The organism is Coleofasciculus sp. F4-SAH-05 (genome assembly GCF_040222985.1).
GTDB lineage: Bacteria > Cyanobacteriota > Cyanobacteriia > Cyanobacteriales > Coleofasciculaceae > Coleofasciculus > Coleofasciculus chthonoplastes.
Map to the genome: position 1 here is coordinate 16,013 of NZ_JAVKBY010000056.1, position 21,581 is coordinate 37,593.

Consider the following 21,581-nt stretch of genomic DNA (forward strand, 5'->3'; position numbering starts at 1 on the left):
GCGATGAATGCATTTCAAAATAGTTCAGAAGATGATAAAAGGAGACGAATTAAAAATTATTTCGCTAAGCCTAAGTTAAAGTGGCCCATCATACTGATTGTAATTGGTTTAATTATATCAACACAATCTTCAATAGGATTAATTTTTTTGCTGGCGGGAGGAATATGGTTATTCATAGAAGTCAAGCCTTTGTTTGATGCGCCTGGTGATCAGACGATTGATGCTTGGTTAATCAATGATATTGAATCTCTTAAAAAACGCTCACTTCAACGTCTCAATATAGATGAATCTGAATTAATCAGAGAGTCTATTTCTATTCGCGGTCCTATTCTATGGGAAACCAATGGGATTGACACTAAAGAGTTAGCTTGCAAGAAGGGTAAAGATGGTCGTATTCGATTTAGTATCAATGCGATTACAGTTGTACATTTAACAGAGCATAGACTTAGTTCCTATCAGTGCCATTATAACTTTATCAAAGGTTCTCCTCTGAATGAACAAGATGATGAATTTCACTACAGAGATGTTGTAGCTGTTTCTACCCGTGATGAATCGACTAACTATACCTTGCCAAACGGAAATTTAATGAAGCACGCCCAGATTTTTAAGTTAACTGTATCCAGTGGGGATAGTATTGCAGTGATTGTCAATTCTGGCGATATCCTTAAGTATGCAGGTGGCACTGGCACTATTGTCGAAACAGGACTTGATAATGCTATCAAGGCTCTACGGAAGGTTTTGAGCGAGAAAAAGCTTTAAGTTTTATTGATTGTAATTCAAGTTGAACCCTAAGGTTTATAATCAGGGAGTTACGATGAAACTATTAGGAATAATTGTCAATATTTTTCTGCCTGGAGTAGGCACTTTAATTGTAGGAAAAGTAGTACAAGGAATAATCCAGATCGTACTAGCAATCTTTGCTATTGCACTTGGTTTTACAGTATTTGGAGCTATTATTGGTATTCCAATATATTTAATTGTATGGATTTGGGCAATTGTAAGTGCCGCAACTGTAGTTGATAGAAACCAAAGGAATCGTTAAACTCTATTCAGTAACCTCTTTTTTTCGCCCTGACGATTGGAACTTGCGAAACTATAAAAACGCAGTTTGCCTGCGCGGACTTAATTATACAGCGCTTCGCGCTCTTATGGAGTACAGTATTAGCCCGCTATCCCTCAAACTGCTAGATTGATGTTGTACCTCATAGCAGAGGAAAGCGCTGTAAAGGGAATGGCTAACCTGGATAGGTATAATGTATTGGAGGGCGCAAGCCTTGCGCCCCTACAAAAGAATTCATATTTTCTTTGTCTATAAATGGTTTTTTATAACAATCATTAACTTACATCTTTACTGTTGGATTAATCCAATCGGCAACAACCGAGACAAAAGCAGCCGTTGACTCATAAGGTAAAACATTACGACCCGGAATTTTACACCCCTGACCTTGGGGCAAATGCTTGATATAGTAATCTAAGCGTTGCTCTGGTGTTTCTAATTTACCCTCGCGACTGATACTGCTGGCTTCTTCGCCTACTACCACAAATGTCGGTTGCTGAATGGAAGCAATAACCTGTTGATAGTCTTGTCGCCAAAACCCAGCTAAAAACGAAAAAACAGCGTGGCGACTAGCGGTATCAGCAGCACCTTTTCTGAGACTGTCTAACCATTGTTCATCAATATCGTCTGGTTCAGCAAATAACTGCTTTGAGGAAAACGAACGCAAAAATTGACGACGACGGGCGTAGCGATAGAATAAACGACCCAACGGCGAATCAAATAGATTCCAGGCAAGTTTGTGCTTCAAATTAGAGGTTTCCTGGGTCATTACAGCCCAAGACGGTGGACCCGATAATACGAGTCCTTTAACATAATTAGATGCCTCTGGCAACTGGACTAGAGAAAGGGCTACGGGTAACTCTGCACCTTGCACCACTATAATGGCAGGTTTTTTGACAATAGTCTGTAAAAAATAATTTAACTGTTGCGCCCAATCCGTAGGATGATAAGCAACATGGGGCATATCACTATTACCACATCCGAGTAAGTCAGGATTATAGATGGGTTGAGAATATCCTGCTTTATACCACTGTTGGCAAAAGCGATGCCAAAACCAACCTGATAAGCCGACGCCAATCGGATGCAGTAACACCAATGGGGTATCGCTAGCCTGATTCGGCTGATAATAGTCGTAAGCACAACGATAATTACGCCAACTGTAAAACTCAGTTGTTGCTGACGGGATGGGGGAGTTTGAAGTAATCGTCATAAAAAGCCAACAGTCAACAGTAATAAATTATGTAGGGGCGGGTTTAGCCACTCAAACAACTTGTCATCAATAAATGAACAACAAAACCCACCCTAACTTATTAATAACATATCAACCTACATTCCGCAGATATTTAAACAGGATTCATGGCGATAAAATTTAACAAATAAAAGCCCCAAATACTTGCTAAGTAGGTGGACACAATTAAAGTTAGCGGTGGAGATTAGGGAACAGGGAACAGGGAACAGGGAACAGTAAGGGTTTGAGACTTGTTTACATAACTTAATCTAGTTAAGTTTATTTCCACCAACCTACTTAAGTAAAATTAGTGGGTGAAAAATTAGGTCAAAAAATTAACAGACAGACCGACAATGAGAGGGATATTTCAGATGTTTCAAGCTGTGCAGTTAGTGACTGTATCCGGAGAGGGATAAGTCAACGAACAAAAAAGCAACATAAACACAAGGATTGTTAGACCTATTGATTTTGTCGGAGTGAAAATTTTATGCCTTCCTAATGCTCTCAGTCAGGATCTGCGGAATGTAGGATACAAACCCCAAAACTACTGCTTTTGTCAAGGGAATTCATGTTAAGAAAGATATGAGTAATGTATAGCTTTGAAAGGGTGAGGGACTGGAGTGAGGGTGAGCTTTGAAAGGGGGGACTAGCGATCGCACTAGACTGGCTACATGCATAATCAACCCTCAACCCCAGTCCAGTGATAGACCGAAAGTTGTTTATTTATCGTTCAAGTCGTGATCATTTTGATATAATCTTCGTCTAATTCGGCTAGGTTGGATAACCTAATCGATATCGAGTTGGCAATCAAATTTACAGATGACATACCCTAAAAAACAGCCAATTTCCCCGATGCAGCTTAAACGTCAACGACGGGGAGAGCTAGCGGCGTTATTGCTAGCCACTTTGTTGCTGCTCTTTTTTCCCGTTAGAGTTCTTGCTCAAGATACTGAAACCTCTGAGGGTTTCCTGAATGCAATCGACAGTGTATTCTCGGCAATCGTCGCTGTCTTGTTTAAGTTTCTCTTCTACGACATCGGTGGTTTTCCACTGATTGTGCTGTGGTTGATTGTGGCAGGTATTTTCTTTACGCTTCGCTTGGGCTTTATCAATCTCCGTGCCTTTAAACATGCGATTGATGTGGTAAGGGGTAGGTATGATGACCCAGAGGAAGAGGGACAAGTCTCTCATTTTCAGGCGCTGGCGACGGCTTTGTCGGGAACGGTGGGATTAGGCAACATTGCTGGCGTGGCGGTGGCAATCCAGGTGGGAGGTCCAGGCGCTATGTTTTGGCTGACACTGGCGGGTTTTTTGGGGATGACGACTAAGCTAGTGGAATGTACCCTAGGACTAAAATACCGCATCGAACGACCCGATGGTACAGTCGCTGGGGGACCGGCTTATACGCTCTCTCGCGGGTTAAGGAACATGGGGTTTGGTCCTCTGGGAAAAGGATTAGGAATTATTTTTTCCGTGCTGGCGATTTTTGGTTCGATGGGCGGCGCGAATATGTTCCAGTCTAACCAAGCCGCCATCGCCTTTGTGGGTACATTTCCGGGGATGCAGGGATGGATCGTCGGTCTGGTTTTGGCAGTATTAACCGCGATTGTGATTATTGGTGGGATTGAGCGAATTGCTTCGACGACGGGGTTGCTGGTGCCAGCTATGGCGGTGATTTATATCTTGGGGTGTCTGTGGATTGTGGTGGTGAATTTGCCCCAAGTTCCTGCCGCGATCGCGACAATTATTAGCCAAGCTTTTGTCCCAGAAGCGCTTGAAGGCGGTATTGAAGGCGGTATTATTGTCGTTATCGTGCAAGGGGTGCGGCGCAGTGCTTTCTCCAATGAAGCGGGAATTGGTTCAGCCGCGATCGCGCACTCAGCAGCTCGGACTGATGAACCTGTACGCGAAGGGATTGTTGCCCTCCTCGAACCGTTTATTGATACGATCATCATCTGTAACATGACTGGAATCATGATTGTCCTAACTGGTGTCTATCAAGATACCGGCGAAGCGATCGATGGTTCGCAGATGACACTGAATGCCTTTGGCACTGTTAGTGACTGGTTCCCGATTGTGCTCACGATCGCGATTTTCCTGTTTGCTTTCTCCACGATTATTTCTTGGAGTTATTACGGCGAGATTTCTTGGCAATATCTTTTTGGTCAACGCACCATTATCATCTACAAGCTGATTTTTGTCGCCTGCGTGTTTATTGGTGCCGTTGTCACTCCCGGTGCGGTGATTGATTTTAGCGATTTAACCCTGCTGATGATGGCACTTCCCAACTTGATTGGTGCTTATTTTCTCTCCAATGAGGTGGCAGGAGACATCAAAGATTATATGGAGCGGCTGCGTTCGGGGCAAATGCCAACTTATGCAGAGAAGCTCGCCACTCTGGAAGATCCCCACCAAGCTGGAAACTAATACATTCCGACAAAATTTTAGTTTTTTCGGTTGTCGGGGCGGGTTTTACTACTATCATTTATATGCCGTCCAGATGTCACTAAACCCGCCCTGATTTCAAAGATAAATTCAGCACAATATTCAGGGTAATCGCTTCCATTCACACAAGCTACACGGAAATGAACAATTAACAATTAATAATTATGAGCTGGCTAAAAAAGAACGATGTGCTTGTACCGACTGATTTCTCGGATATATCCTTTACAGCACTTGCTCCGGCTTTAGAGTTTGTCGAAGACATATCTCATTTACATGTCATCCACGTTCTACTGCCTTTGAGTGCAGTCGATCCCGGTACAATATGGAAAACGGTTACCTCAGAATCTCGACAAAACAACGCTCAATCTGTTCTGAAAAACAAGCTGAGTGAACTGGGGTATGCAGGAGTACAGCATCAGGTTTCAATTGGGACTCCTAGTCATGAAATTGTGGACTATGCGAAAGAAAAAGGAATTGAATTAATTGTCATGCCTACCCACGGACACACAGGTGTCAAGCGGGTTTTGATGGGTTCTGTGGCTGAGCAAGTGGTACGGTTGTCTCCTTGTCCGGTGTTGTTACTCCGTTGAGGGGGTAGAAGGGTATCAGGATGGAAGGATTAACTCTCGCGATCGCAGGGGGTGATCTGGAAAAGACTTGCTTAACCAATACTGCATCCAGTTCGATGGATTGAAACAGACCTTTAGTTTTATCTATTAAATCATTTTTGATTGACGAGTGCAGCTTGACGGAAATAATTCATCCGCGAAAGACGGGGCGGGTTTAGTTACATCTGGGTGCAACCGAAAAGATAGTCGTGAAACCCGCCCCTACACCCCTCATGCCACACCAATGCGCTTCCTTAAACTATTTTCTATAATGTATGTAACATTTCTTAACGATAAGGGGAAGCGGATGGATTATCCTAACTTAGCGCAAATTTCAGATCAGCTAGAGAGTGCTAACTCCCGCGATCGCATGGTGGCGCTAGCCCACCTCCGTAACGTACCCGCAGAGGAGGCTGTGCCTTTAATCAAGAAGGTTTTAGATGATCCCAGTTTACAAGTGCGATCGATGGCAGTCTTTGCCTTAGGGGTGAAGCAGACGGACGAATGCTACCCGATTTTGGTGAAATTACTCGAAACTGACCCTGACTATGGTATTCGCGCTGATGCCGCCGGCGCCTTAGGATATCTAGAAGACGCCAGAGCCTTTGAATCATTAGTCCGAACCTTCTATGAAGATACACAATGGTTAGTCCGGTTCAGCGCGGCTGTCGCATTGGGCAACATAAAAGATCCCCGCGCCCGTCAAGTTCTCACTCAAGCACTCGATAGTGAAGAAATCGTGGTGCAACAAGCGGCTATCTCCGCATTGGGTGAAATTAAAGCCATAGAAGCCGTGGATGATATCCTGCGCTTTGCTCAATCCCCCGATTGGTTAGTGCGCCAACGATTAGCTGAAGCCCTGGGGAACCTACCCACGGACAAAAGCCAGTCGGCGTTAAAATTCTTGGCAAAAGACAGCCATTCCCAAGTTGCCCAAGCTGCATCTATCTCCCTGAACCGCTTGCAAGAGGCGACAAAGCCAGCCTAAACCTCTGCCCATGGCTTTCCCAGAAGTCATGAACAATCAATAATAAACCATAAACAAGCCAGGAGAACGATAAAATCAATTAAAGCTTTGTTAACGTGAAACGTCTGACTTCATGGATATAAAAGAATTTTTTGAGCAGAGTGCTGGTCGATGGTTTTCGCAGCGTACCAGTCACCATCTGGCATTTAAGCAAGCTGAAAATGGTAAATCCAATATTACGATTGAAATGATCGCGGCTGATGCGCCAGAAGTGGTTCAGCTATGCCAACAGTATGAGGTTGATCCAGATTCAGCGATCTGTGGTGCCAGAGTGACGTGGGATGGCACAATGGACTGGGATGAAGAAAAGCATCAAGGCTCAACGGTGCTGGTGCCAGTTGCTGATCCCGATAAGCCCAATGAAGGGAAGCTATTGCGGGAAATGGGCTATGCGGAGAAAGCCCCGGTAGCGGGTCGCTATATTATGGGAGATGATCAGGCGCTGACCTTAATTACCGACTACGAAACCATGTATTCTGAGGAGCGTTTGTGGTTTGCTAGTCCTAACTTACGGCTACGGACAAGCATTTTGAAGCGATTTGGCGGCTTTAGCATGGCGTCTCTGTCTTCAGAAATTCGCATGGGTGTGACTAAACCCCCGCAAGAATCACAAGATGCGGCGGCAAAGACTTAATCTAGGATCTGCTGAATAAGTGTTGTGATGGGAGCTGGGGGAGCTGGGGGAGTAAGCTGTTCGGCATTTAAACCTTAATGTCAATAATGACGAAATCCTTGTAGTGCGTTAAGCGAAGCCATGCCGCAGGCTTTGCATCTTGCTCGCTACTAATACCCAATTTAAATGCATGACAGCTTAGGACAGATGGTAAAAGGTTTAGGAGTAAATCTGTCCTAATTTTGATTGGGATAGTAGGGGCAATTTATCAATTGTCCCTACAGATTAGAGTGCCTCTACATTGCCAAATTAACTGTTAGGTGGATTACCCATGGAGTTAATGTCCTCAATCGGTAAACCTAAAGCTTCTGCTATTTGATTGGCGGTTAATCCCATAGCAAATAATTTGGGAATAGCTTCTGTTCGGGCAAGTTCTGCTTGTTCAGCCCGGTGTCTTTCTTGTTCAGCCCGGTGTCTTTCTTGTTCAGCTCTCTCACTTCCAGTTAGGAGTAAATTCCCCTCACTATCCCACCAGCGCAACCAAATTTGAGTTTGATTTTGATAGGTTCCTTGGAGTAATCCCAATTCTATACCTAAAGGTTCAATGGGATAATGGTTTCGCCGATTAGGGTTCATCGGGCTGTAGGAACCATTAACGAAGTGATAAACCTCTAACTGGTTCGTCTTGATTTCAAAAATACCATAGTAAGGAATCCGGAGAATCTGCTCATAAACCCAAAACTTACCGGGTTTCGTTTTTTCTCCTTGGGATGAACGGGATAATGGCGTGCGATCGCGCTCTTCGGAACCATCGCCACTGGCAAATTCTAAAGCAATCATTGGCGCGATAAATTCGTGCCAGATCACGTAAGAACGGCGAATTTGACCGTCTAATTTTGGGGGAACATTAGGGACATAAAACCAATCGGGAGCTTCTGCTCCTTTTTCGGGCGGTTCTGTTTGTCGCCAGTAGATGCCACAATCTTGTCCAATGGCATATTGTCCGTCGGGATGAATTCTTTCGAGAATGGGTCCGAGGGAGTCTGTGAGAATAAGGCTTTGGGGATGCTCCTGGAAGTTCTTCGCGAATTCGCCATCTGATTCGGGGAGTTGGGTATGATCCGGGAACGGAGGAGGTAGAACATTGGGTTCTAGGCTCTGGGTCATCGAAAATTGGGTTGGTAAGGGGACGAATGGAAACCCCTGCCATTTATGTATGGGGAGGAATTCGTTTCCTTACATAAATAGCAGTCCGACAGGACTTCCTCTTACTGAAAGTGCATCGGCTCCATTTCCCGTGTACATGACTGCGATATTTGTACAGACGCGCTTTTGAAGCGTCTGTAGGACCCCTACCGCCTTGGATGTACTTACCACGTTCGATGTATTGCATTCACCTTTCGCTTGGGCAGTTGCAAGCTCGTGTTTTCCACCTGTACGCATAGGGGTTAATTTTTGGGGTATGGTTGCCCCTAACTCCCGTTTGGAGGGGTAACGTTTGCCTCGCCAATGTTATGTCTCGGTACTTTCCAAAAAGCACTGCCTTAACCCTATAAAGCTGTTTAACTTTTCGGTTCTAGCAGCTCAGGGCTGGCACGCACCCCAAGGTAGGAACTTGAACTCTTAGACATAACGTAGACCTCGTAGGTCTTAGGCTGGTCAGGTGTGGGCTTTTTTCAAGCCCCCGGCTTATAGCCGTGGGGTTCCTGACGGGAATTGCGTCTGCGATCAGATTGCCCTATTATAACGATTGTCCGCGATCACAGCCGTAGAGACGTTCCGGTGGAATGTTTCCTGATCACGGTTCTAGAGTATGGATTATGGGGTTTGCGATCGCAAAGCTTAATCTCGTATATTACGACGAAGGAAGCCCACACATCTTACTTTGATTGAGTGTGGGAGGATGTCACAATCGATGGTGGGTTACGGCGGATACCTGATTAAACGGTTACTTTCCTAATGGAATACCCGCCTAACCCACCCTACGGGCTACGGGCTACTTGATAGGAAACCCGCGCAGGCGGGTGCAAGTTTGTGTAGCTGCGGTTACCCTACGGGAAGCCGCTCCGCGTCTACAACCGCCCACTTACAAATGACAAATGACAAATGACAAATGACAAATGACGCTTACCTCTGTTGCGCCGCCCGCATGGATAAACCAATCCGCTTTAACTTCTCATCCACAGAAAGAACCCGCACATTTACAACTTGTCCCACTTTGACAATTTCTTTGGGATCGTCCACAAATCGATCCGCCAGTTGGGAAATATGCACTAACCCATCCTGATGCACGCCAATATCTACAAAGGCACCAAAATTAGCCACATTCGTGACAATTCCTTCTAACTCCATCCCCACTTTTAGGTCAGACATTTCCTTCACGCCTTCCTTAAATGTGGCATATTTAAACTCAGCACGGGGATCACGTCCCGGCTTTTCTAATTCCCGGATAATGTCTTTCAGGGTGGGTAAGCCAACGGTATCCGTCACATATTTCTTTAAATCAATAGATTTGAGCCGATCAGCGGCTTTAGGGATTTGTTTCAGGGGAACCCCAATATCTTTCGCGATCGCTTCCACGACTGGATAACTCTCCGGATGCACAGCGGTATTGTCTAATGGGTTATCACCACCGCGAATTCTCAGGAATCCGGCGGATTGTTCAAAGGCTTTTGGTCCTAATTTGGCCACTTTCAGCAAACGGCGGCGATTAGGGAATGCGCCATTTTCATTCCGATAGGTGACGATATTTTTGGCAATGGTGGGAGTTAAACCAGACACAAAAGTTAATAACTCTTTCGACGCCGTATTCAAATCCACACCCACATAGTTCACACAGCTTTCTACCGTGTCATCCAGCTTCTTTCTGAGTAACTTTTGATCCACATCATGCTGGTATTGTCCAACGCCAATGGATTTGGGATCAATTTTCACCAATTCCGCCAAAGGATCTTGTAAACGGCGTCCAATACTAATCGCCCCCCGCACGGTAACATCTTGATCCGGAAATTCTTCTCGCGCTACATCACTCGCCGAATAGATAGACGCACCCGATTCATTTACAATCACGCTAATCGGTTTCCGATCTAGGGTTTTAATCACATCCCCGACAAACTCATCGGTTTCACGGGATGCTGTACCATTGCCGATCGCGATTAATTCGATCTGGTATTTTTCGATTAGGGTTTTGACTGTTGTAGCCGCTTGGGTAGGTTTTCCGGTATGGGGAAAAATCGTTTGATATTTCATAAATTTCCCCGTTTCATTTAACACCGCCACTTTACACCCGGTTCGCAATCCCGGATCAATGGCTAACGTAGGTTTCATTCCCGCTGGCGGAGAAAGCAGGAGTTCTCGCAAATTGGTTTCAAAGGTTTTAATCGATTCAAAATCTGCATAGGCTTTACGATCTGTCCGCACTTCCGTAATTAGGGAATTTTTCATCAAACGGTTAAAGCCATCATGCATCAGATCCCGATAGAACTTCCGCACCTCTGGAATTTTGGTGCGAATGGTTGCTGATTCTAAATACGACTGGACAAACTCTTGATCAAAATCCAGATTCAGGGTTAAGATTCCCTCACTCTCTCCCCGAAATAATGCCAACATATTATGCGGCGCAATATCCTTTGCTTTAATTTGGAAATTGCGGTACATTTCATATTTGGTGCTGCCTTCAGGATAATCGTCTTTAATCTTGGAGACAAATCGCCCATTTTTCATTAAATAGTCGCGCAGGTATGCTCGAAATTCGGCGGTTTCGGCGACTTCTTCCGCCAAGATGTCAGACGCTCCTTTGAGTGCATCGGCGGCAGTTTTTACGCCCTTTTCTTCGTCAATATAATTGGCGGCTTCTGCTTCTAAGGAGACGGGTTTTGCGGTGGGGATATTCAGGGATTTAATAAATTCAGCTAGAGGTTCTAATCCTTTTTCCCGCGCAACGGTGGCTCTAGTGCGACGCTTGGGGCGATAAGGGAGGTAAAGGTCTTCTAACTCATTTTTCTGGAAACAGGACTCGATTTTCGCTTTCAGTTCATCCGTCAGTTTCCCTTGAGACGCGATCTCCTCCAGAATCGTGGCTTTGCGTGCTTCTAGTTCACTAAGGTAGGCGTAGCGTTCTGCGATCGCGCGAATTTGGGTTTCATCCAGAGAACCGGTTCGTTCTTTACGATAACGGGAAATAAAGGGAATCGTGGCTCCCTCGGCTAAAAGAGACAGGGTATTTTCCACCTGATGGGCCCAGAGGGAAAGCTCTTGTGCTAGGACGGAGGGAATATTAAGCATCGGGTCTTTATGGGTCTATCCTTTCTAGAATTAGCACAGGATCAAGATTTCGCGATCGCGCTACTCGTACCGCTCCCTTGCCAGTCACGCATTCTTAGGCTTGGGACAGCTTCAGCCATTAACCTACAGGATATCACCGATAATATCTCCACAAAACCCGCCCTTCGTTCAAGCTGATATCTTGATCCAGTCAAAAACCTCATCGTTAATGCATACCTTAATCAGGTAACACTGCAATATGTTGAGTTAGAGAAAGCCTCTCTAAAAAAGGCAAATCTAAGTGCAGCCGATCTCAGTAGGGCTAATCTAAGTGGAGCAAACCTACAGCAGGCAACATTAAGTGCAGTAAACCATAGTTGATTTAAATTATAGGAAAGACTTTGGCTAAATCGAGGATTAAATCTGGAAAGTAGGGCAACTCAATTGTCTGATCCGGCAAGATAATTCGCTTTAAGCTGTATCCAAAACTATTCCGATCCTTGTGATATGGCTGGCTATAGGCTTCTAGGTGATTGTCGATTAAGTTAAAGAGCCAATAATCAGAAATACCCGCTTCAGCATAAAGTGGAAGTTTAACCTCTCGGTCATACTTGAGCGTTGAATCAGCAATTTCGATAACAAAGTAAACGTCCTCAGATTTTGGTAGCGAAAAGCGATAATTATCGGCTCGTTGCCGTAAAATAGCAAAATCGGGTTCAGGTTCGCTATTGGATGATAAAATAATCGGGTCTTGGCATTGTAATTTGGCTCGACATGTGACCAATCCCGCCAGTTCTTCGAGTAAATCTCGACAACAATTGGTATGGGCTGTTCCTTTTGCTGCCATCTGCATGATTTCTCCACGAATTAATTCTATTCGGTCATCTTCGGTGAAAAATCCCAACTCTGCTAAACGGTGATAGTCTTCAAGTGTGAAGCGTTTGGCTGTTGTCGATGTCATAGTTATCCGTGGTCATATGGATATCTCGACTTTCAGATTGAAGAAGTCGGGGATCTAATTTAATGGTGAGAGGATGATCACTTCCAGTGTAGCGATCGCGAACTGATCCGTTTACCCAACACCGGGCTGGGAAAACAAAGCAACTCCAGCCAAATCAGTTTCAGATAAAATGCCTGTCTGTAGTGAGCAAACAGTTTAATTTTCTGCCATAAAAGCAAGCATTGGAGTTTGAGGCGAACAGCTAATTCCCTAATTAGCATAGCTCTGTTGGTGTTGTCGGGTTAAACAGCCTTGGGTTTCAACCCAAGTATAGCAATAGACACATCGATTAGGACGTTCGGCACCATTGTAGAGACGCGCCATGGCGCGTCTCTACTGGGGTTTTGTGACAAAGGTGTATTAACCCAAAACGCCAACCGCCCCACTAGATTCATGCGATAATGCACAGGATACCTGGTGGACTTGCACTTCACATCATGACTTATGCTCAGACAACTTGGTTTTTGGATACTCTGGGTCAGCTTTCTCGCTTATGCCTTTCTGTTTGCGCCTCCCCAGCAACCCGATACCTTTGACCTGATTACCAATCTTTCCACAGGTAACTGGGACGGGATTAATCCCTTAATTATTGCCCTATTCAACATCATGGGCATACTACCGCTAGCATACGCCTGCTTCGTGTTTATTGATGGACGAGGGCAAAAAATCCCCGCGTGGCTGTTTGCTACCGCCTCCTTTGGTGTGGGAGCGTTTGCTTTACTTCCCTATCTCGCCTTGCGTCAACCCAATCCCAAATTTCCCGGTTCAAAAACTATCGTCCTGAGTATTCTGGATTCCCGTTGGTTAGGTGCTGTTCTCACCCTCGGCACCTTGGTATTACTAGGATTTGGCATCCTCAACGGCGATTGGACAAACTTTATCCAGCAGTGGCAAACCAGCCGCTTTATCCATGTGATGAGCCTGGACTTTTGCCTATTATGTTTGCTTTTCCCAGCACTGGTAGGTGATGATATGGCACGACGCGGCTTAAATAATCCCACCCTATTTTGGGCAGTTTCCCTAATACCGTTAATTGGGTCATTGGTTTATCTGTGTCTGCGTCCTCCTCTTCCTGAAGCCGAGGAAGCTATGGCAACCGCTTAAGCAAGGCAAAACCCTTGATATACCGTAGGGTGGGCATTGCCCACCAGAACACGAGGAGATCTTCGTTCATCTTAATGGACATAAGACCAATGACAAACAACAAACACTATGACATATCTAGAAACAACCGCAGAATTCTACAGTGAAGTCGCCCAAACCCCGCAAGTGGGGTTATGTTGTGTGCAGAGTTCTCCCCTGCAACTTCCCGGACTAAGAATTCCCCGGCAAATGCAGGAAATGAACTATGGTTGCGGGACAACCGTTCATCCGGCGGAACTGATAAACGAGCCAACGGTACTCTATGTGGGCGTGGGTGGTGGTTTAGAAGCCCTGCAATTTGCCTATTTTTCCCGACGTCCCGGTCATATTATTGCTGTTGATCCCGTCAAGGCGATGCGGGAAGCGGCGACTCGTAACTTAGAACGTGCGGCTGACGATAATCCTTGGTTTAATCCGAGTTTTATTGACATTCGGGACGGCGATGCCTTTAATCTCCCTGTACCCGATGCTTCGGTTGATGTCGTCGCTCAAAATTGTCTATTTAATATCTTTGAACCCGAAGACCTAACTAAAGCCTTACAAGAAGCTTATCGGGTGTTAAAAATTGGTGGACGCTTGATTATGAGTGACCCCATCGCCACCCGTCCGATTCCTGATCATTTACGCCAAGATGAACGGTTACGGGCAATGTGCTTATCGGGGGCGTTGACCTACAACGAGTATATTCAACATTTGGTTCATGTCGGGTTTGGTCAAGTGGAAATCCGGGCGCGGCGTCCTTATCGGTTGTTGGATTGTCAAAATTATAAGTTAGATCAGCCATTGCTGTTAGAAAGTTTAGATTCTGTAGCATTCAAAGTGCCGATTCCGGAAGATGGTGCTTGTATTTTCACGGGAAAAACGGCGATTTACAGTGGAAAGGAAGAGGTTTTTGATGATAACGCAGGTCATGTTCTGCAAAAAGGTGTTCCGGCGTCGGTGTGTGATAAAACAGCCGCTAACTTAGCGATGTCTAAGGATATTCTGATTACTGATTCCACCTGGCATTACACTGGCGGCGGTTGCTGCTAAAAGTGAGGTAAAGTAAGCAAGATCACCGACTTCTCCAAGAAGTCGGTGATCTACCTGTGTACGCAGTTTTGGCTTGTCTGCATAGTTCTAATCCATTGATTCCTGGTGTGGCATAAGGTGTTTAGGCTAAAGCCCTTACTACGAACTACGAATGTTCTAATATCACTCAAGAATAGCTCTGACTTCTTCTACGGAAAGATTACAAGCTGTGGCAATTTGTTCTAGGCTTAGACCTAAGGAGAAGAGTCGAGTTACGGTTTGTTGCAGCGCTTGTTCTGCCCGTTGACGTTCTTGTTCTGCCCGTTGTGGATAAAGATTACCTTGTTCGTCGTACCAAAATAACCATTCCCTTGTCCAATCTACGTAGGTTCCTTGACCTCGACCAATCCCTAAACCGACTTCCGGCATCCAGTAGGGTTCCCCGGTTTGTAAAATATATTCTCCCTGTTCTAAACGATACACCTCAAAGGGTTGATGTTCATCTCTTTGCCAGTGGCTGGGGTTGTAAATCACATAGTAAAGCACTCCCAACTGAGTATATTTGTCTTTTTTATCTCCATATTCATCGTTGTATTTTTTGGAGACAATTTCTATTGCCAGAATAGGAGGAATATTGTTTTCTTCCCATAAGACATAGCTGAGTCGTCCTGATTCGCTTGAGCGCCTCGGTACACCGATACTCAAAAAACCGTCGGGTACGAGTGCAGGTTGGCGTTTGTTTTCGTAGAGGTAGTAGATGCCCATATCTACGCCCAAAAACCAATCTTGGCGGTCTTGCCAGATGAACGCCAAAATAGAAAGAAGTAAGTTGGGAATTAGGTTTTGGAGTTCATTATCCACAGGGGTATCATCGGAGCAGGGTAGTTCTTGGCTCGTGGGTAGACGGGAAAGTGGTTCAAATTGTACCATCTGTGATTACTCTCAACTGGAGAATGACTATTAATTCTAGGATAGACGCGATTGTCTGAAGTGTTCCTGCTCGCCCTGCTTCCCCCGCTCGCCATCGTTCCACGCCTAGGAGTCTCTTTTTTTACCTTAAGTTGACACCAATGCGCCGTGCGCCCCTACGGTTTTCCAGGGTAAGCCGCGTCACTATATAGCAACTGCCACGTCTCTACCTTACACCCCAGCTACAATTAAGGAGATGTTTCAAGAAAAGTTGATGCAAGTCACCGCCTCCCCGACCAATCTGAGCCTGATTACTTCCAGCTTCCATGCTCTATCTGACCCGATTCGGATCAAACTACTGGAACTGTTGCGAGAACAGGAATTGTGTGTGTGTGAACTCTGCGAAGTGCTGGAGGTGAGTCAGTCGAAGTTATCGTTTCACTTGAAAACTCTCAAAGAAGCTAGCTTGGTTCGCGCCCGTCAGCAAGGGCGTTGGGTTTATTACAGCCTGAATTTGCCTCAATTTGTGCTGTTAGAACAATATTTGGCAGAATACCGCCGCTTTAGCCCCATTTTACCCGGTCGTCCCTGTGCGGAGTAATACCTGGGGTTCAAGGGCGTAGGGGTGTAGAGACGTAGCATGGCGCGTCTCTACAATTGTCTGGTATCAACTTTTTTTAGAGTATCGCTATAATCAGCCTTCTGCCCTCTGTCTCCTGCCTCTGGAGTCGTGGCTACTGCTCTACATCGCCTCAATCTTGAATATAAGGGCTTGACAAATCAATTTTTTTTGAAATGATAAAAGTAATCCCATAGTTCTAGAAGGGGGTCGAGTTCAATGAAGGTTATCCCCAGACCACAAATTCTGCCACAGACAAAACTGGCGCTAATTGCGACGGTTACGGCACTCTTGGGCGCCTGTTCCCAAGTCCAGTCACAGTCGCCCCAACCGATTGAAATCGATGGTTCGAGTACGGTGTATCCGATTACGAAGACTGTTGCGGAGACATTTAATGCCACGACAAAAGCGCCCGTCAACGTCAGCGTGGGCTTTTCGGGTACAGGGGGTGGGTTTAAAAAGTTCTGTGCTGGCGAAACCGATATTAATAATGCCTCTCGCCCGATTCAAGCCGATGAGATGGCAGCCTGTAAACAAGCAGGGGTGGCTTATATTGAACTTCCCGTTGCCTTTGATGCGATTACTGTCGTGGTGAATCCCGAAAATGATTGGGTAGAGAGTCTCACGGTAGCAGAATTGCAAAAAATCTGGGCACCCGAAGCCCAACGCCAAATCACCCAATGGAATCAAGTACGGGAGTCTTTTCCCCAGAAACCGTTAATTTTATATGGTCCGGGGACAGATTCTGGTACGTTTGATTACTTTACCGAAGCCATCGTCGGTGAAGCGGGGTCGAGTCGTAGCGATTATACCGCCAGTGAGGATGATGAAATTCTGGCACAGGGAGTGAATCAAGACCCCAATGCATTGGGCTATTTTGGTTTAGCCTATTACGAAACCAATCAAGATACATTAAAAGCGATCGCGGTCGATAGTGGCAAGGGGGCTGTCTTGCCTTCACGTCAAACCGTTGAGGATGCAACCTATCAACCCCTAACTCGACCGTTGTTTATCTACGTTAACGCGGCGGCTGCCCAGAAAAACCCAGCGTTAGGAGAATTTGTGGCGTTTTACCTGGAGAACGCCCCAGAAATTGTTAGTTCGGTTGGCTATATACCGCTACCAGACGAGGGGTATCACCTAGCTAACGTGCATTTCTTTCAAAACAAGGTAGGCACTGTCTTTGACGGCAAAGCTGAATTTAATCTCACCATTGGTGAGTTGTTACGCAAACAGAAAAAGTTTTAACCATTAGCGGTTGCATTTTAATTCATTCCTATGAGTACTAATTCATCTAACGCCACATCCTCGCCACCCCAAGTTGGGGGTCAACTCAGTGTCTTTGAAAAATATCTCACCGTTTGGGTGGTACTCTGCATTCTTGCAGGTATCGTTCTAGGAAAAATATTCCCCGGTGTAGCGGTGACATTGGATGCCATGAGTGTTTATCAGGTATCCATCCCTATCGCTATCTGCCTGTTTTTCATGATGTATCCGATTATGGTGAAGATTGATTTCACCCAAGCAACTCAGGCAGTGCGTGCACCGAAACCCGTGATTTTAACGTTGGTGGTGAATTGGTTAATTAAACCCTTCACGATGGTGTTTTTTGCCCAGTTTTTCCTGGGTTGGTTATTTCAGCCTTTGCTATCGGAAACTGAGATCATTCGCGGGGCGGAAGTTACCTTGGCAAATTCTTACATCGCTGGCGCAATTTTATTAGGGATTGCCCCTTGTACGGCGATGGTTTTGATGTGGGGGTATCTGTCTTACAGTAATCAAGGGCATACCTTGGTGATGGTGGCGGTGAATTCGTTGGTGATGTTGTTTCTGTATGCCCCATTAGGACGATGGTTATTAGCGGCGAATAATTTAACTGTACCCTGGCAAACGATTGTCTTATCGGTACTGATTTATGTGGGGTTGCCTTTGGCGGCGGGGATGTATAGTCGGTATTGGATTTTTAAACATAAGGGTAAAGCGTGGTTTGAACGGCGATTTATTAAGTATCTGAGTCCGATTTCGATTGCGGCGCTGTTAATTACGTTGGTTCTGTTGTTTGCGTTTAAGGGAGAATTGATTATTAATAACCCGCTGCACATTTTGCTGATTGCTGTGCCGTTGTTTATTCAGACGAATTTCATTTTCTTTATTGCTTATGTGGCGGCGTTGAAGTTGAATTTGGCGTATGAAGATGCTGCACCTGCGGCGTTAATTGGGGCGAGTAATCATTTTGAGGTGGCAATTGCCACGGCGGTGATGTTGTTTGGTTTGAATTCGGGTGCGGCGTTGGCGACGGTTGTTGGGGTGTTAATTGAAGTGCCTGTGATGTTGATGTTGGTGGAGTTTTGTAAACGAACGGCGATGTGGTTTCCACGGGAACCGGAAAAGGCAACGTTGCGTGATCCGCGTTGTTTTGCGCGTTGAGTTAGGGGGATTAAGGGGGTTGGAAAGTTATGTTTTTTTAACGCAGAGGACGCAGAGGGAAAGCGCAGAGGTTCGCAGAGGAGATTTGCGGTATTGATTTGGGAGTTTTATTGGGTTGGAGAAGGAAGAGGTTATTGTGATGAAATCGATTATGTTTGTTTGTAAGCAAAATTCTTGTCGTTCCCAAATGGCAGAAGGATTTGCCCGTTGGTTAGGGGAGGGGAAGGTTGTAGTGATGAGTTCGGGGTTGCAGGCGTCTGAGGTTAATTATACGGCGGTTGAGGTGATGTCGGAAGTTGGGATTGATATTAGTGAGCAAGTGTCTCAGCCGTTGAGTGATTTTAAGGCTGAAGATTATCATGCTGTGATTTCTTTGTGTGGCTGTGGGGTGAATTTGCCTGAACCTTGGGTGTTGCGGGAGGTGTTTCAGGATTGGCAATTGGATGATCCGGCGGGTGAACCGATTGAGACGTTTCGGCGAGTACGAGATGAGATTAAGCAGCGAGTTGTTCTGTTAATTGATGCATTGGCTTAAGTCACTCCCTTTTTGTTTGTCACGGTGACTAGAAGTCGCTGCTACACAAACTTGCGTCCGCCTGCGCGGACTGGATTATCAAGGGAGTAGTTAATCTGGATTGGCTATGAACCCTCCCTGATGCGGGGAGGGGCTTTTTGTGGCAATATTCTCTGACTAGGGGTTGACTTTATACCTAAGTATAAGGTTTATGATTAAGGCACTGGATTCTGATATGAGCTGGGGCAATATGCTTCAAGTTGGTGAAGTGGCGCGTAAGTTGGGACTTAATCCCCAAACCCTTTACTTTTACGAACGGATTGGACTGATTCCGAGTCCGAAACGTACTGAGGCTGGATATCGCTTGTTTGATGACCAGGATATTGAACGGTTGTCCTTTATTAGTCGGGCGAAGGCGTTAGGTTTAAGCTTAGACGAAATTAAAGAATTACTAGCATTACAAGATGGAGATTCTCTGTCTTGTGGTGAAGTTTATCAGATGTTGCTGAGAAAAGTTCAGCAAATTGAAGATAATATCCAGCAATTGCAACGGCTACGAACAGAATTATTGCCTTTGCTCAATCGGTGTCAGGAAAATGCTCAACGGTTGGGGGAAGAACGCCAGTGTGTTGTCTTCAAGGATGTTAGTTTTAATGGGGAAGATAATTCTAATAAATTTGACCACGATGCAAACTATCATGAGGCTTTAATTATGGATACGCTTACGGTAGAAATTCTGGGAACGGGTTGTAAAAAATGCCATCAATTAGAAGAGAATGCGCGACGTGCGATCGCGTCTTTGGGTATTGAGGCTGAAATCCTGCATATTACTGACCCTGTGGAGATTGCTAAACGCCGGGTTATGTCTACTCCAGCTTTGGTTGTCAATGGCAAAGTGGTGAGTAAAGGAAAGGTAATTTCCCCAGAGCAAATTAAACCGTTGTTGCAGTCTTAAGTCATTTGTCATTTGTCATTTGTCATAAGTGGGTGGACACAATTAAAGTTAACGGTTGAGATTAGGGAACTCTTAACAGGGAACATGGAACAGTAAGGGTTTGAGGGCGATTTACTTGCACTTAATACAGTACCGTTTTATGCCAGTCCGACTACTTATTTGCAAGACGATCACACTACTGTTATCTGTTGCTTATTGCCACCTAACACCTAAGCTGTCGTTCATTTAAATTGGGTATGAGTAGCGATAAATTGGGTATTAGTAGCGAGCAAGATGCTCGCACTACATACAAGGATTTTGCCATTATTGACATTAAGGTTTAAGTGCCGAACAGCTTAACACCTAACTAAGGATAAGTTTATGGTTGATTTATTTTATCCCTTTGATTGGTTATCTAATCAAATTGTCACTAAACTTTTGGGTTTATCGTTGCATTCGTCTCTGGGGTCAGCGCTGCACTTCTTTTTCTACGATGTTCCTAAAGTGCTGACTCTATTAATTGTGATTAGTTTTATAGTGGGAACGGTGCAAACGTTTCTCGATCCGCAAAAGATTCGCTACTGGATTAGTGGCAAGCGGACGATTTTTGGCAATGGTTTAGCGGCAACAATTGGCATTATCACGCCGTTTTGTTCCTGTTCCGCTGTGCCGTTATTTATTGGGTTTTTAGAGGCGGGTGTGCCATTGGGGGTCACGTTTTCCTATCTGATTGCTGCGCCAATGGTGAATGAAGTCGCGGTTATTTTATTATGGGGATTGTTTGGGCTAAAGGCAACGGTGATCTATATTGCCTTTGGGGTGGGATTAGCGATCGCGGCGGGTTATAGTATTGGGATGCTACACCTGGAAAAGTGGGTGGAACCCTTTGTCTGGGCGTTGCAGAAGTCTCGCCAAGGGTCAGAGTCTGATCCGGATAACGGCGATGATATGGAACTGACTTGGAAAGAACGATTTGAACAGGGTCATTATTCGGCGAGTGAAATTGTTAAGTCTGTCTGGCTTTATGTGGTGGGTGGAATTGCGATTGGGGCGGGAATTCACGGGTATGTTCCTGCCGATATTATTACGCAGTGGGCGGGGGCGGGAAATCCGTTAGCGGTACCGATCGCGGTGGTGATGGGGGTGCCGCTTTATGCTAATATTGCTGGGGTTTTACCGATTACTGAGGCGTTGGTGAATAAAGGGTTGCCTTTGGGTACTGTTTTATCGTTTACGATGGCAGTTACGGCGTTATCGTTGCCGGAAATGGTGATTCTTCGGAAGGTGTTGCAGCCTCAGTTATTGGCTGTCTTTATTGCGTTGATGACGATGGGAATTATTGGCGTTGGCTATCTTTTCAATGCTTTGTTGATCTGAATTTAGGTTTAACAGGGTATTTGTAGGGGCACGGCAATGCCCATTGGTGTCAACTTAAGGTGCAAACTAATGCTGGCAAGGTTTTAAGTTGTGTCTATTTACTCCTCGACATTTCCCCCTTATCCCCTAACCCCAACTCCCACCCCCCTCGTTCCCCCCTACCCCCCTCAGGGGGTTTTCAAAGTCCGGGGGAATCTTTAAAAGAAAAGTGAACTTTTTCCGGTAAAATTAAGAAAAGCTCACTTTTTTAAATTTCAAAAAAATTATGCTTACTCGCATAATTGAAGAATTCAAAAAAGTCAAGGATTTTCGCAACAAGCGAGGCAAACGGCACGAATTATGGGTGGTTTGCATTAAGGAATCGCCGAAACCTTTGATAGAGCGTAGGTTGGGTTTCGACTTCGCA

General features: G+C 45.3%; 21 protein-coding genes and 1 pseudogene. 16 read left to right on the forward strand and 6 right to left on the reverse strand.

What is annotated here, in order from left to right; genetic code table 11:
* The first annotated feature begins 3 nt into the window (after window positions 1-3).
* Complete coding sequence (locus tag RIG27_RS06300; protein WP_446343448.1) at window positions 4-759, forward strand: hypothetical protein; 756 nt, start codon at window positions 4-6, stop codon at window positions 757-759.
* Between the two features lie 55 nt (window positions 760-814).
* Window positions 815-1,042 (forward strand): hypothetical protein, encoded by a 228-nt coding sequence (locus tag RIG27_RS06305; RefSeq protein WP_446343450.1) that lies wholly within the window; start codon window positions 815-817, stop codon window positions 1,040-1,042.
* Window positions 1,043-1,340: 298 nt separating this feature from the next.
* Here RIG27_RS06305 and RIG27_RS06310 read toward each other — a convergent pair whose 3' ends face one another.
* Window positions 1,341-2,267, reverse strand: coding sequence for an alpha/beta fold hydrolase (locus tag RIG27_RS06310; RefSeq protein ID WP_446343452.1), 927 nt, complete (start codon window positions 2,265-2,267; stop codon window positions 1,341-1,343).
* 837 nt (window positions 2,268-3,104) lie between these two features.
* On the opposite strand from RIG27_RS06310, the gene RIG27_RS06315 reads away from it, so the two are divergent.
* The 4 genes from RIG27_RS06315 (at window position 3,105) to RIG27_RS06330 (ending at window position 6,999) form a co-directional block, all read left to right on the forward strand.
* Window positions 3,105-4,712: an alanine/glycine:cation symporter family protein gene (locus tag RIG27_RS06315; RefSeq protein WP_446343454.1), complete on the forward strand. Its 1,608-nt coding sequence runs from the start codon at window positions 3,105-3,107 to the stop codon at window positions 4,710-4,712.
* Between the two features lie 182 nt (window positions 4,713-4,894).
* Window positions 4,895-5,320, forward strand: coding sequence for a universal stress protein (locus RIG27_RS06320; RefSeq protein WP_446343455.1), 426 nt, complete (start codon window positions 4,895-4,897; stop codon window positions 5,318-5,320).
* Window positions 5,321-5,645: 325 nt separating this feature from the next.
* On the forward strand, window positions 5,646-6,326 hold the full coding sequence (locus tag RIG27_RS06325; protein ID WP_446343482.1) for a HEAT repeat domain-containing protein: 681 nt from the start codon (window positions 5,646-5,648) through the stop codon (window positions 6,324-6,326).
* 112 nt (window positions 6,327-6,438) lie between these two features.
* The gene (locus tag RIG27_RS06330; protein ID WP_446343456.1) at window positions 6,439-6,999 is read left to right on the forward strand and encodes a phycobiliprotein lyase; all 561 of its coding nucleotides are present in this window, start codon (window positions 6,439-6,441) and stop codon (window positions 6,997-6,999) included.
* A 288-nt stretch (window positions 7,000-7,287) separates the two neighbouring features.
* Here the strand turns inward: RIG27_RS06330 and RIG27_RS06335 are convergent, their stop codons facing one another.
* Window positions 7,288-8,145, reverse strand: coding sequence for a Uma2 family endonuclease (locus RIG27_RS06335; RefSeq protein ID WP_446343458.1), 858 nt, complete (start codon window positions 8,143-8,145; stop codon window positions 7,288-7,290).
* A 960-nt stretch (window positions 8,146-9,105) separates the two neighbouring features.
* The gene (locus RIG27_RS06340) at window positions 9,106-11,262 is read right to left on the reverse strand and encodes a Tex family protein (RefSeq protein WP_446343460.1); all 2,157 of its coding nucleotides are present in this window, start codon (window positions 11,260-11,262) and stop codon (window positions 9,106-9,108) included.
* A gap of 201 nt (window positions 11,263-11,463) precedes the next feature.
* Here RIG27_RS06340 and RIG27_RS06345 point away from each other — a divergent pair, with 201 nt between their 5' ends.
* Complete coding sequence (locus RIG27_RS06345; protein ID WP_446343484.1) at window positions 11,464-11,622, forward strand: pentapeptide repeat-containing protein; 159 nt, start codon at window positions 11,464-11,466, stop codon at window positions 11,620-11,622.
* 1 nt (window position 11,623) lies between these two features.
* On the opposite strand, the gene RIG27_RS06350 is transcribed toward RIG27_RS06345, so the two are convergent.
* Together RIG27_RS06350 and RIG27_RS06355 are read right to left on the reverse strand one after the other, a co-directional pair.
* Window positions 11,624-12,202 (reverse strand): Uma2 family endonuclease, encoded by a 579-nt coding sequence (locus RIG27_RS06350; RefSeq protein ID WP_446343462.1) that lies wholly within the window; start codon window positions 12,200-12,202, stop codon window positions 11,624-11,626.
* Window positions 12,203-12,279: 77 nt separating this feature from the next.
* Window positions 12,280-12,462: a hypothetical protein gene (locus RIG27_RS06355; protein WP_446343464.1), complete on the reverse strand. Its 183-nt coding sequence runs from the start codon at window positions 12,460-12,462 to the stop codon at window positions 12,280-12,282.
* A 223-nt stretch (window positions 12,463-12,685) separates the two neighbouring features.
* On the opposite strand from RIG27_RS06355, the gene RIG27_RS06360 reads away from it, so the two are divergent.
* Together RIG27_RS06360 and arsM are read left to right on the forward strand one after the other, a co-directional pair.
* Window positions 12,686-13,345 (forward strand): DUF2834 domain-containing protein, encoded by a 660-nt coding sequence (locus tag RIG27_RS06360; protein WP_446343466.1) that lies wholly within the window; start codon window positions 12,686-12,688, stop codon window positions 13,343-13,345.
* Between the two features lie 108 nt (window positions 13,346-13,453).
* Window positions 13,454-14,416 (forward strand): arsenosugar biosynthesis arsenite methyltransferase ArsM, encoded by a 963-nt coding sequence (gene arsM, locus RIG27_RS06365; protein WP_446343468.1) that lies wholly within the window; start codon window positions 13,454-13,456, stop codon window positions 14,414-14,416.
* 162 nt (window positions 14,417-14,578) lie between these two features.
* Here arsM and RIG27_RS06370 read toward each other — a convergent pair whose 3' ends face one another.
* Complete coding sequence (locus tag RIG27_RS06370) at window positions 14,579-15,325, reverse strand: Uma2 family endonuclease (RefSeq protein ID WP_446343470.1); 747 nt, start codon at window positions 15,323-15,325, stop codon at window positions 14,579-14,581.
* Window positions 15,326-15,578: 253 nt separating this feature from the next.
* Here RIG27_RS06370 and RIG27_RS06375 point away from each other — a divergent pair, with 253 nt between their 5' ends.
* From RIG27_RS06375 to RIG27_RS06405, 7 genes and pseudogenes are all read left to right on the forward strand, one after another.
* A complete protein-coding gene (locus RIG27_RS06375) occupies window positions 15,579-15,905 on the forward strand; it encodes an ArsR/SmtB family transcription factor (protein WP_446343486.1) in 327 nt (108 codons plus the stop codon).
* A gap of 237 nt (window positions 15,906-16,142) precedes the next feature.
* Window positions 16,143-17,171 carry a PstS family phosphate ABC transporter substrate-binding protein gene (locus RIG27_RS06380; RefSeq protein ID WP_446343472.1) on the forward strand — a complete coding sequence of 343 codons (1,029 nt, stop codon included), beginning with the start codon at window positions 16,143-16,145 and terminating at the stop codon, window positions 17,169-17,171.
* A 30-nt stretch (window positions 17,172-17,201) separates the two neighbouring features.
* Window positions 17,202-18,350: an ACR3 family arsenite efflux transporter gene (arsB, locus tag RIG27_RS06385; protein ID WP_446343474.1), complete on the forward strand. Its 1,149-nt coding sequence runs from the start codon at window positions 17,202-17,204 to the stop codon at window positions 18,348-18,350.
* 139 nt (window positions 18,351-18,489) lie between these two features.
* Entirely contained in the window at window positions 18,490-18,885 is a 396-nt protein-coding gene (gene arsC / locus RIG27_RS06390) for an arsenate reductase, glutathione/glutaredoxin type (protein ID WP_446343476.1), read from the forward strand.
* 229 nt (window positions 18,886-19,114) lie between these two features.
* Window positions 19,115-19,423: pseudogene (locus RIG27_RS06395) on the forward strand (heavy metal-responsive transcriptional regulator); the annotation flags it as partial.
* A 153-nt stretch (window positions 19,424-19,576) separates the two neighbouring features.
* Entirely contained in the window at window positions 19,577-19,819 is a 243-nt protein-coding gene (locus RIG27_RS06400) for a thioredoxin family protein (protein ID WP_446343488.1), read from the forward strand.
* 360 nt (window positions 19,820-20,179) lie between these two features.
* Complete coding sequence (locus RIG27_RS06405) at window positions 20,180-21,175, forward strand: permease (RefSeq protein WP_446343478.1); 996 nt, start codon at window positions 20,180-20,182, stop codon at window positions 21,173-21,175.
* Window positions 21,176-21,581 lie beyond the last annotated feature (406 nt).

What these genes read in the sequence shown, in the direction of transcription:
- RIG27_RS06300 (WP_446343448.1), top strand. Translation starts at nt 4, where the DNA reads ATGAATGCATTTCAAAATAGTTCAGAAGATGATAAAAGGAGACGAATT.
- RIG27_RS06380 (WP_446343472.1), top strand. Translation starts at nt 16,143, where the DNA reads ATGAAGGTTATCCCCAGACCACAAATTCTGCCACAGACAAAACTGGCG.
- RIG27_RS06400 (WP_446343488.1), top strand. Translation starts at nt 19,577, where the DNA reads ATGGATACGCTTACGGTAGAAATTCTGGGAACGGGTTGTAAAAAATGC.
- arsM (WP_446343468.1), top strand. Translation starts at nt 13,454, where the DNA reads ATGACATATCTAGAAACAACCGCAGAATTCTACAGTGAAGTCGCCCAA.
- RIG27_RS06405 (WP_446343478.1), top strand. Translation starts at nt 20,180, where the DNA reads ATGGTTGATTTATTTTATCCCTTTGATTGGTTATCTAATCAAATTGTC.
- RIG27_RS06360 (WP_446343466.1), top strand. Translation starts at nt 12,686, where the DNA reads ATGCTCAGACAACTTGGTTTTTGGATACTCTGGGTCAGCTTTCTCGCT.
- RIG27_RS06340 (WP_446343460.1), bottom strand. Translation starts at nt 11,262, where the DNA reads ATGCTTAATATTCCCTCCGTCCTAGCACAAGAGCTTTCCCTCTGGGCC.
- RIG27_RS06350 (WP_446343462.1), bottom strand. Translation starts at nt 12,202, where the DNA reads ATGACATCGACAACAGCCAAACGCTTCACACTTGAAGACTATCACCGT.
- RIG27_RS06305 (WP_446343450.1), top strand. Translation starts at nt 815, where the DNA reads ATGAAACTATTAGGAATAATTGTCAATATTTTTCTGCCTGGAGTAGGC.
- RIG27_RS06335 (WP_446343458.1), bottom strand. Translation starts at nt 8,145, where the DNA reads ATGACCCAGAGCCTAGAACCCAATGTTCTACCTCCTCCGTTCCCGGAT.
- RIG27_RS06325 (WP_446343482.1), top strand. Translation starts at nt 5,646, where the DNA reads ATGGATTATCCTAACTTAGCGCAAATTTCAGATCAGCTAGAGAGTGCT.
- RIG27_RS06330 (WP_446343456.1), top strand. Translation starts at nt 6,439, where the DNA reads ATGGATATAAAAGAATTTTTTGAGCAGAGTGCTGGTCGATGGTTTTCG.
- arsC (WP_446343476.1), top strand. Translation starts at nt 18,490, where the DNA reads ATGAAATCGATTATGTTTGTTTGTAAGCAAAATTCTTGTCGTTCCCAA.
- arsB (WP_446343474.1), top strand. Translation starts at nt 17,202, where the DNA reads ATGAGTACTAATTCATCTAACGCCACATCCTCGCCACCCCAAGTTGGG.
- RIG27_RS06315 (WP_446343454.1), top strand. Translation starts at nt 3,105, where the DNA reads ATGACATACCCTAAAAAACAGCCAATTTCCCCGATGCAGCTTAAACGT.
- RIG27_RS06310 (WP_446343452.1), bottom strand. Translation starts at nt 2,267, where the DNA reads ATGACGATTACTTCAAACTCCCCCATCCCGTCAGCAACAACTGAGTTT.
- RIG27_RS06370 (WP_446343470.1), bottom strand. Translation starts at nt 15,325, where the DNA reads ATGGTACAATTTGAACCACTTTCCCGTCTACCCACGAGCCAAGAACTA.
- RIG27_RS06355 (WP_446343464.1), bottom strand. Translation starts at nt 12,462, where the DNA reads ATGCTAATTAGGGAATTAGCTGTTCGCCTCAAACTCCAATGCTTGCTT.
- RIG27_RS06375 (WP_446343486.1), top strand. Translation starts at nt 15,579, where the DNA reads ATGCAAGTCACCGCCTCCCCGACCAATCTGAGCCTGATTACTTCCAGC.
- RIG27_RS06320 (WP_446343455.1), top strand. Translation starts at nt 4,895, where the DNA reads ATGAGCTGGCTAAAAAAGAACGATGTGCTTGTACCGACTGATTTCTCG.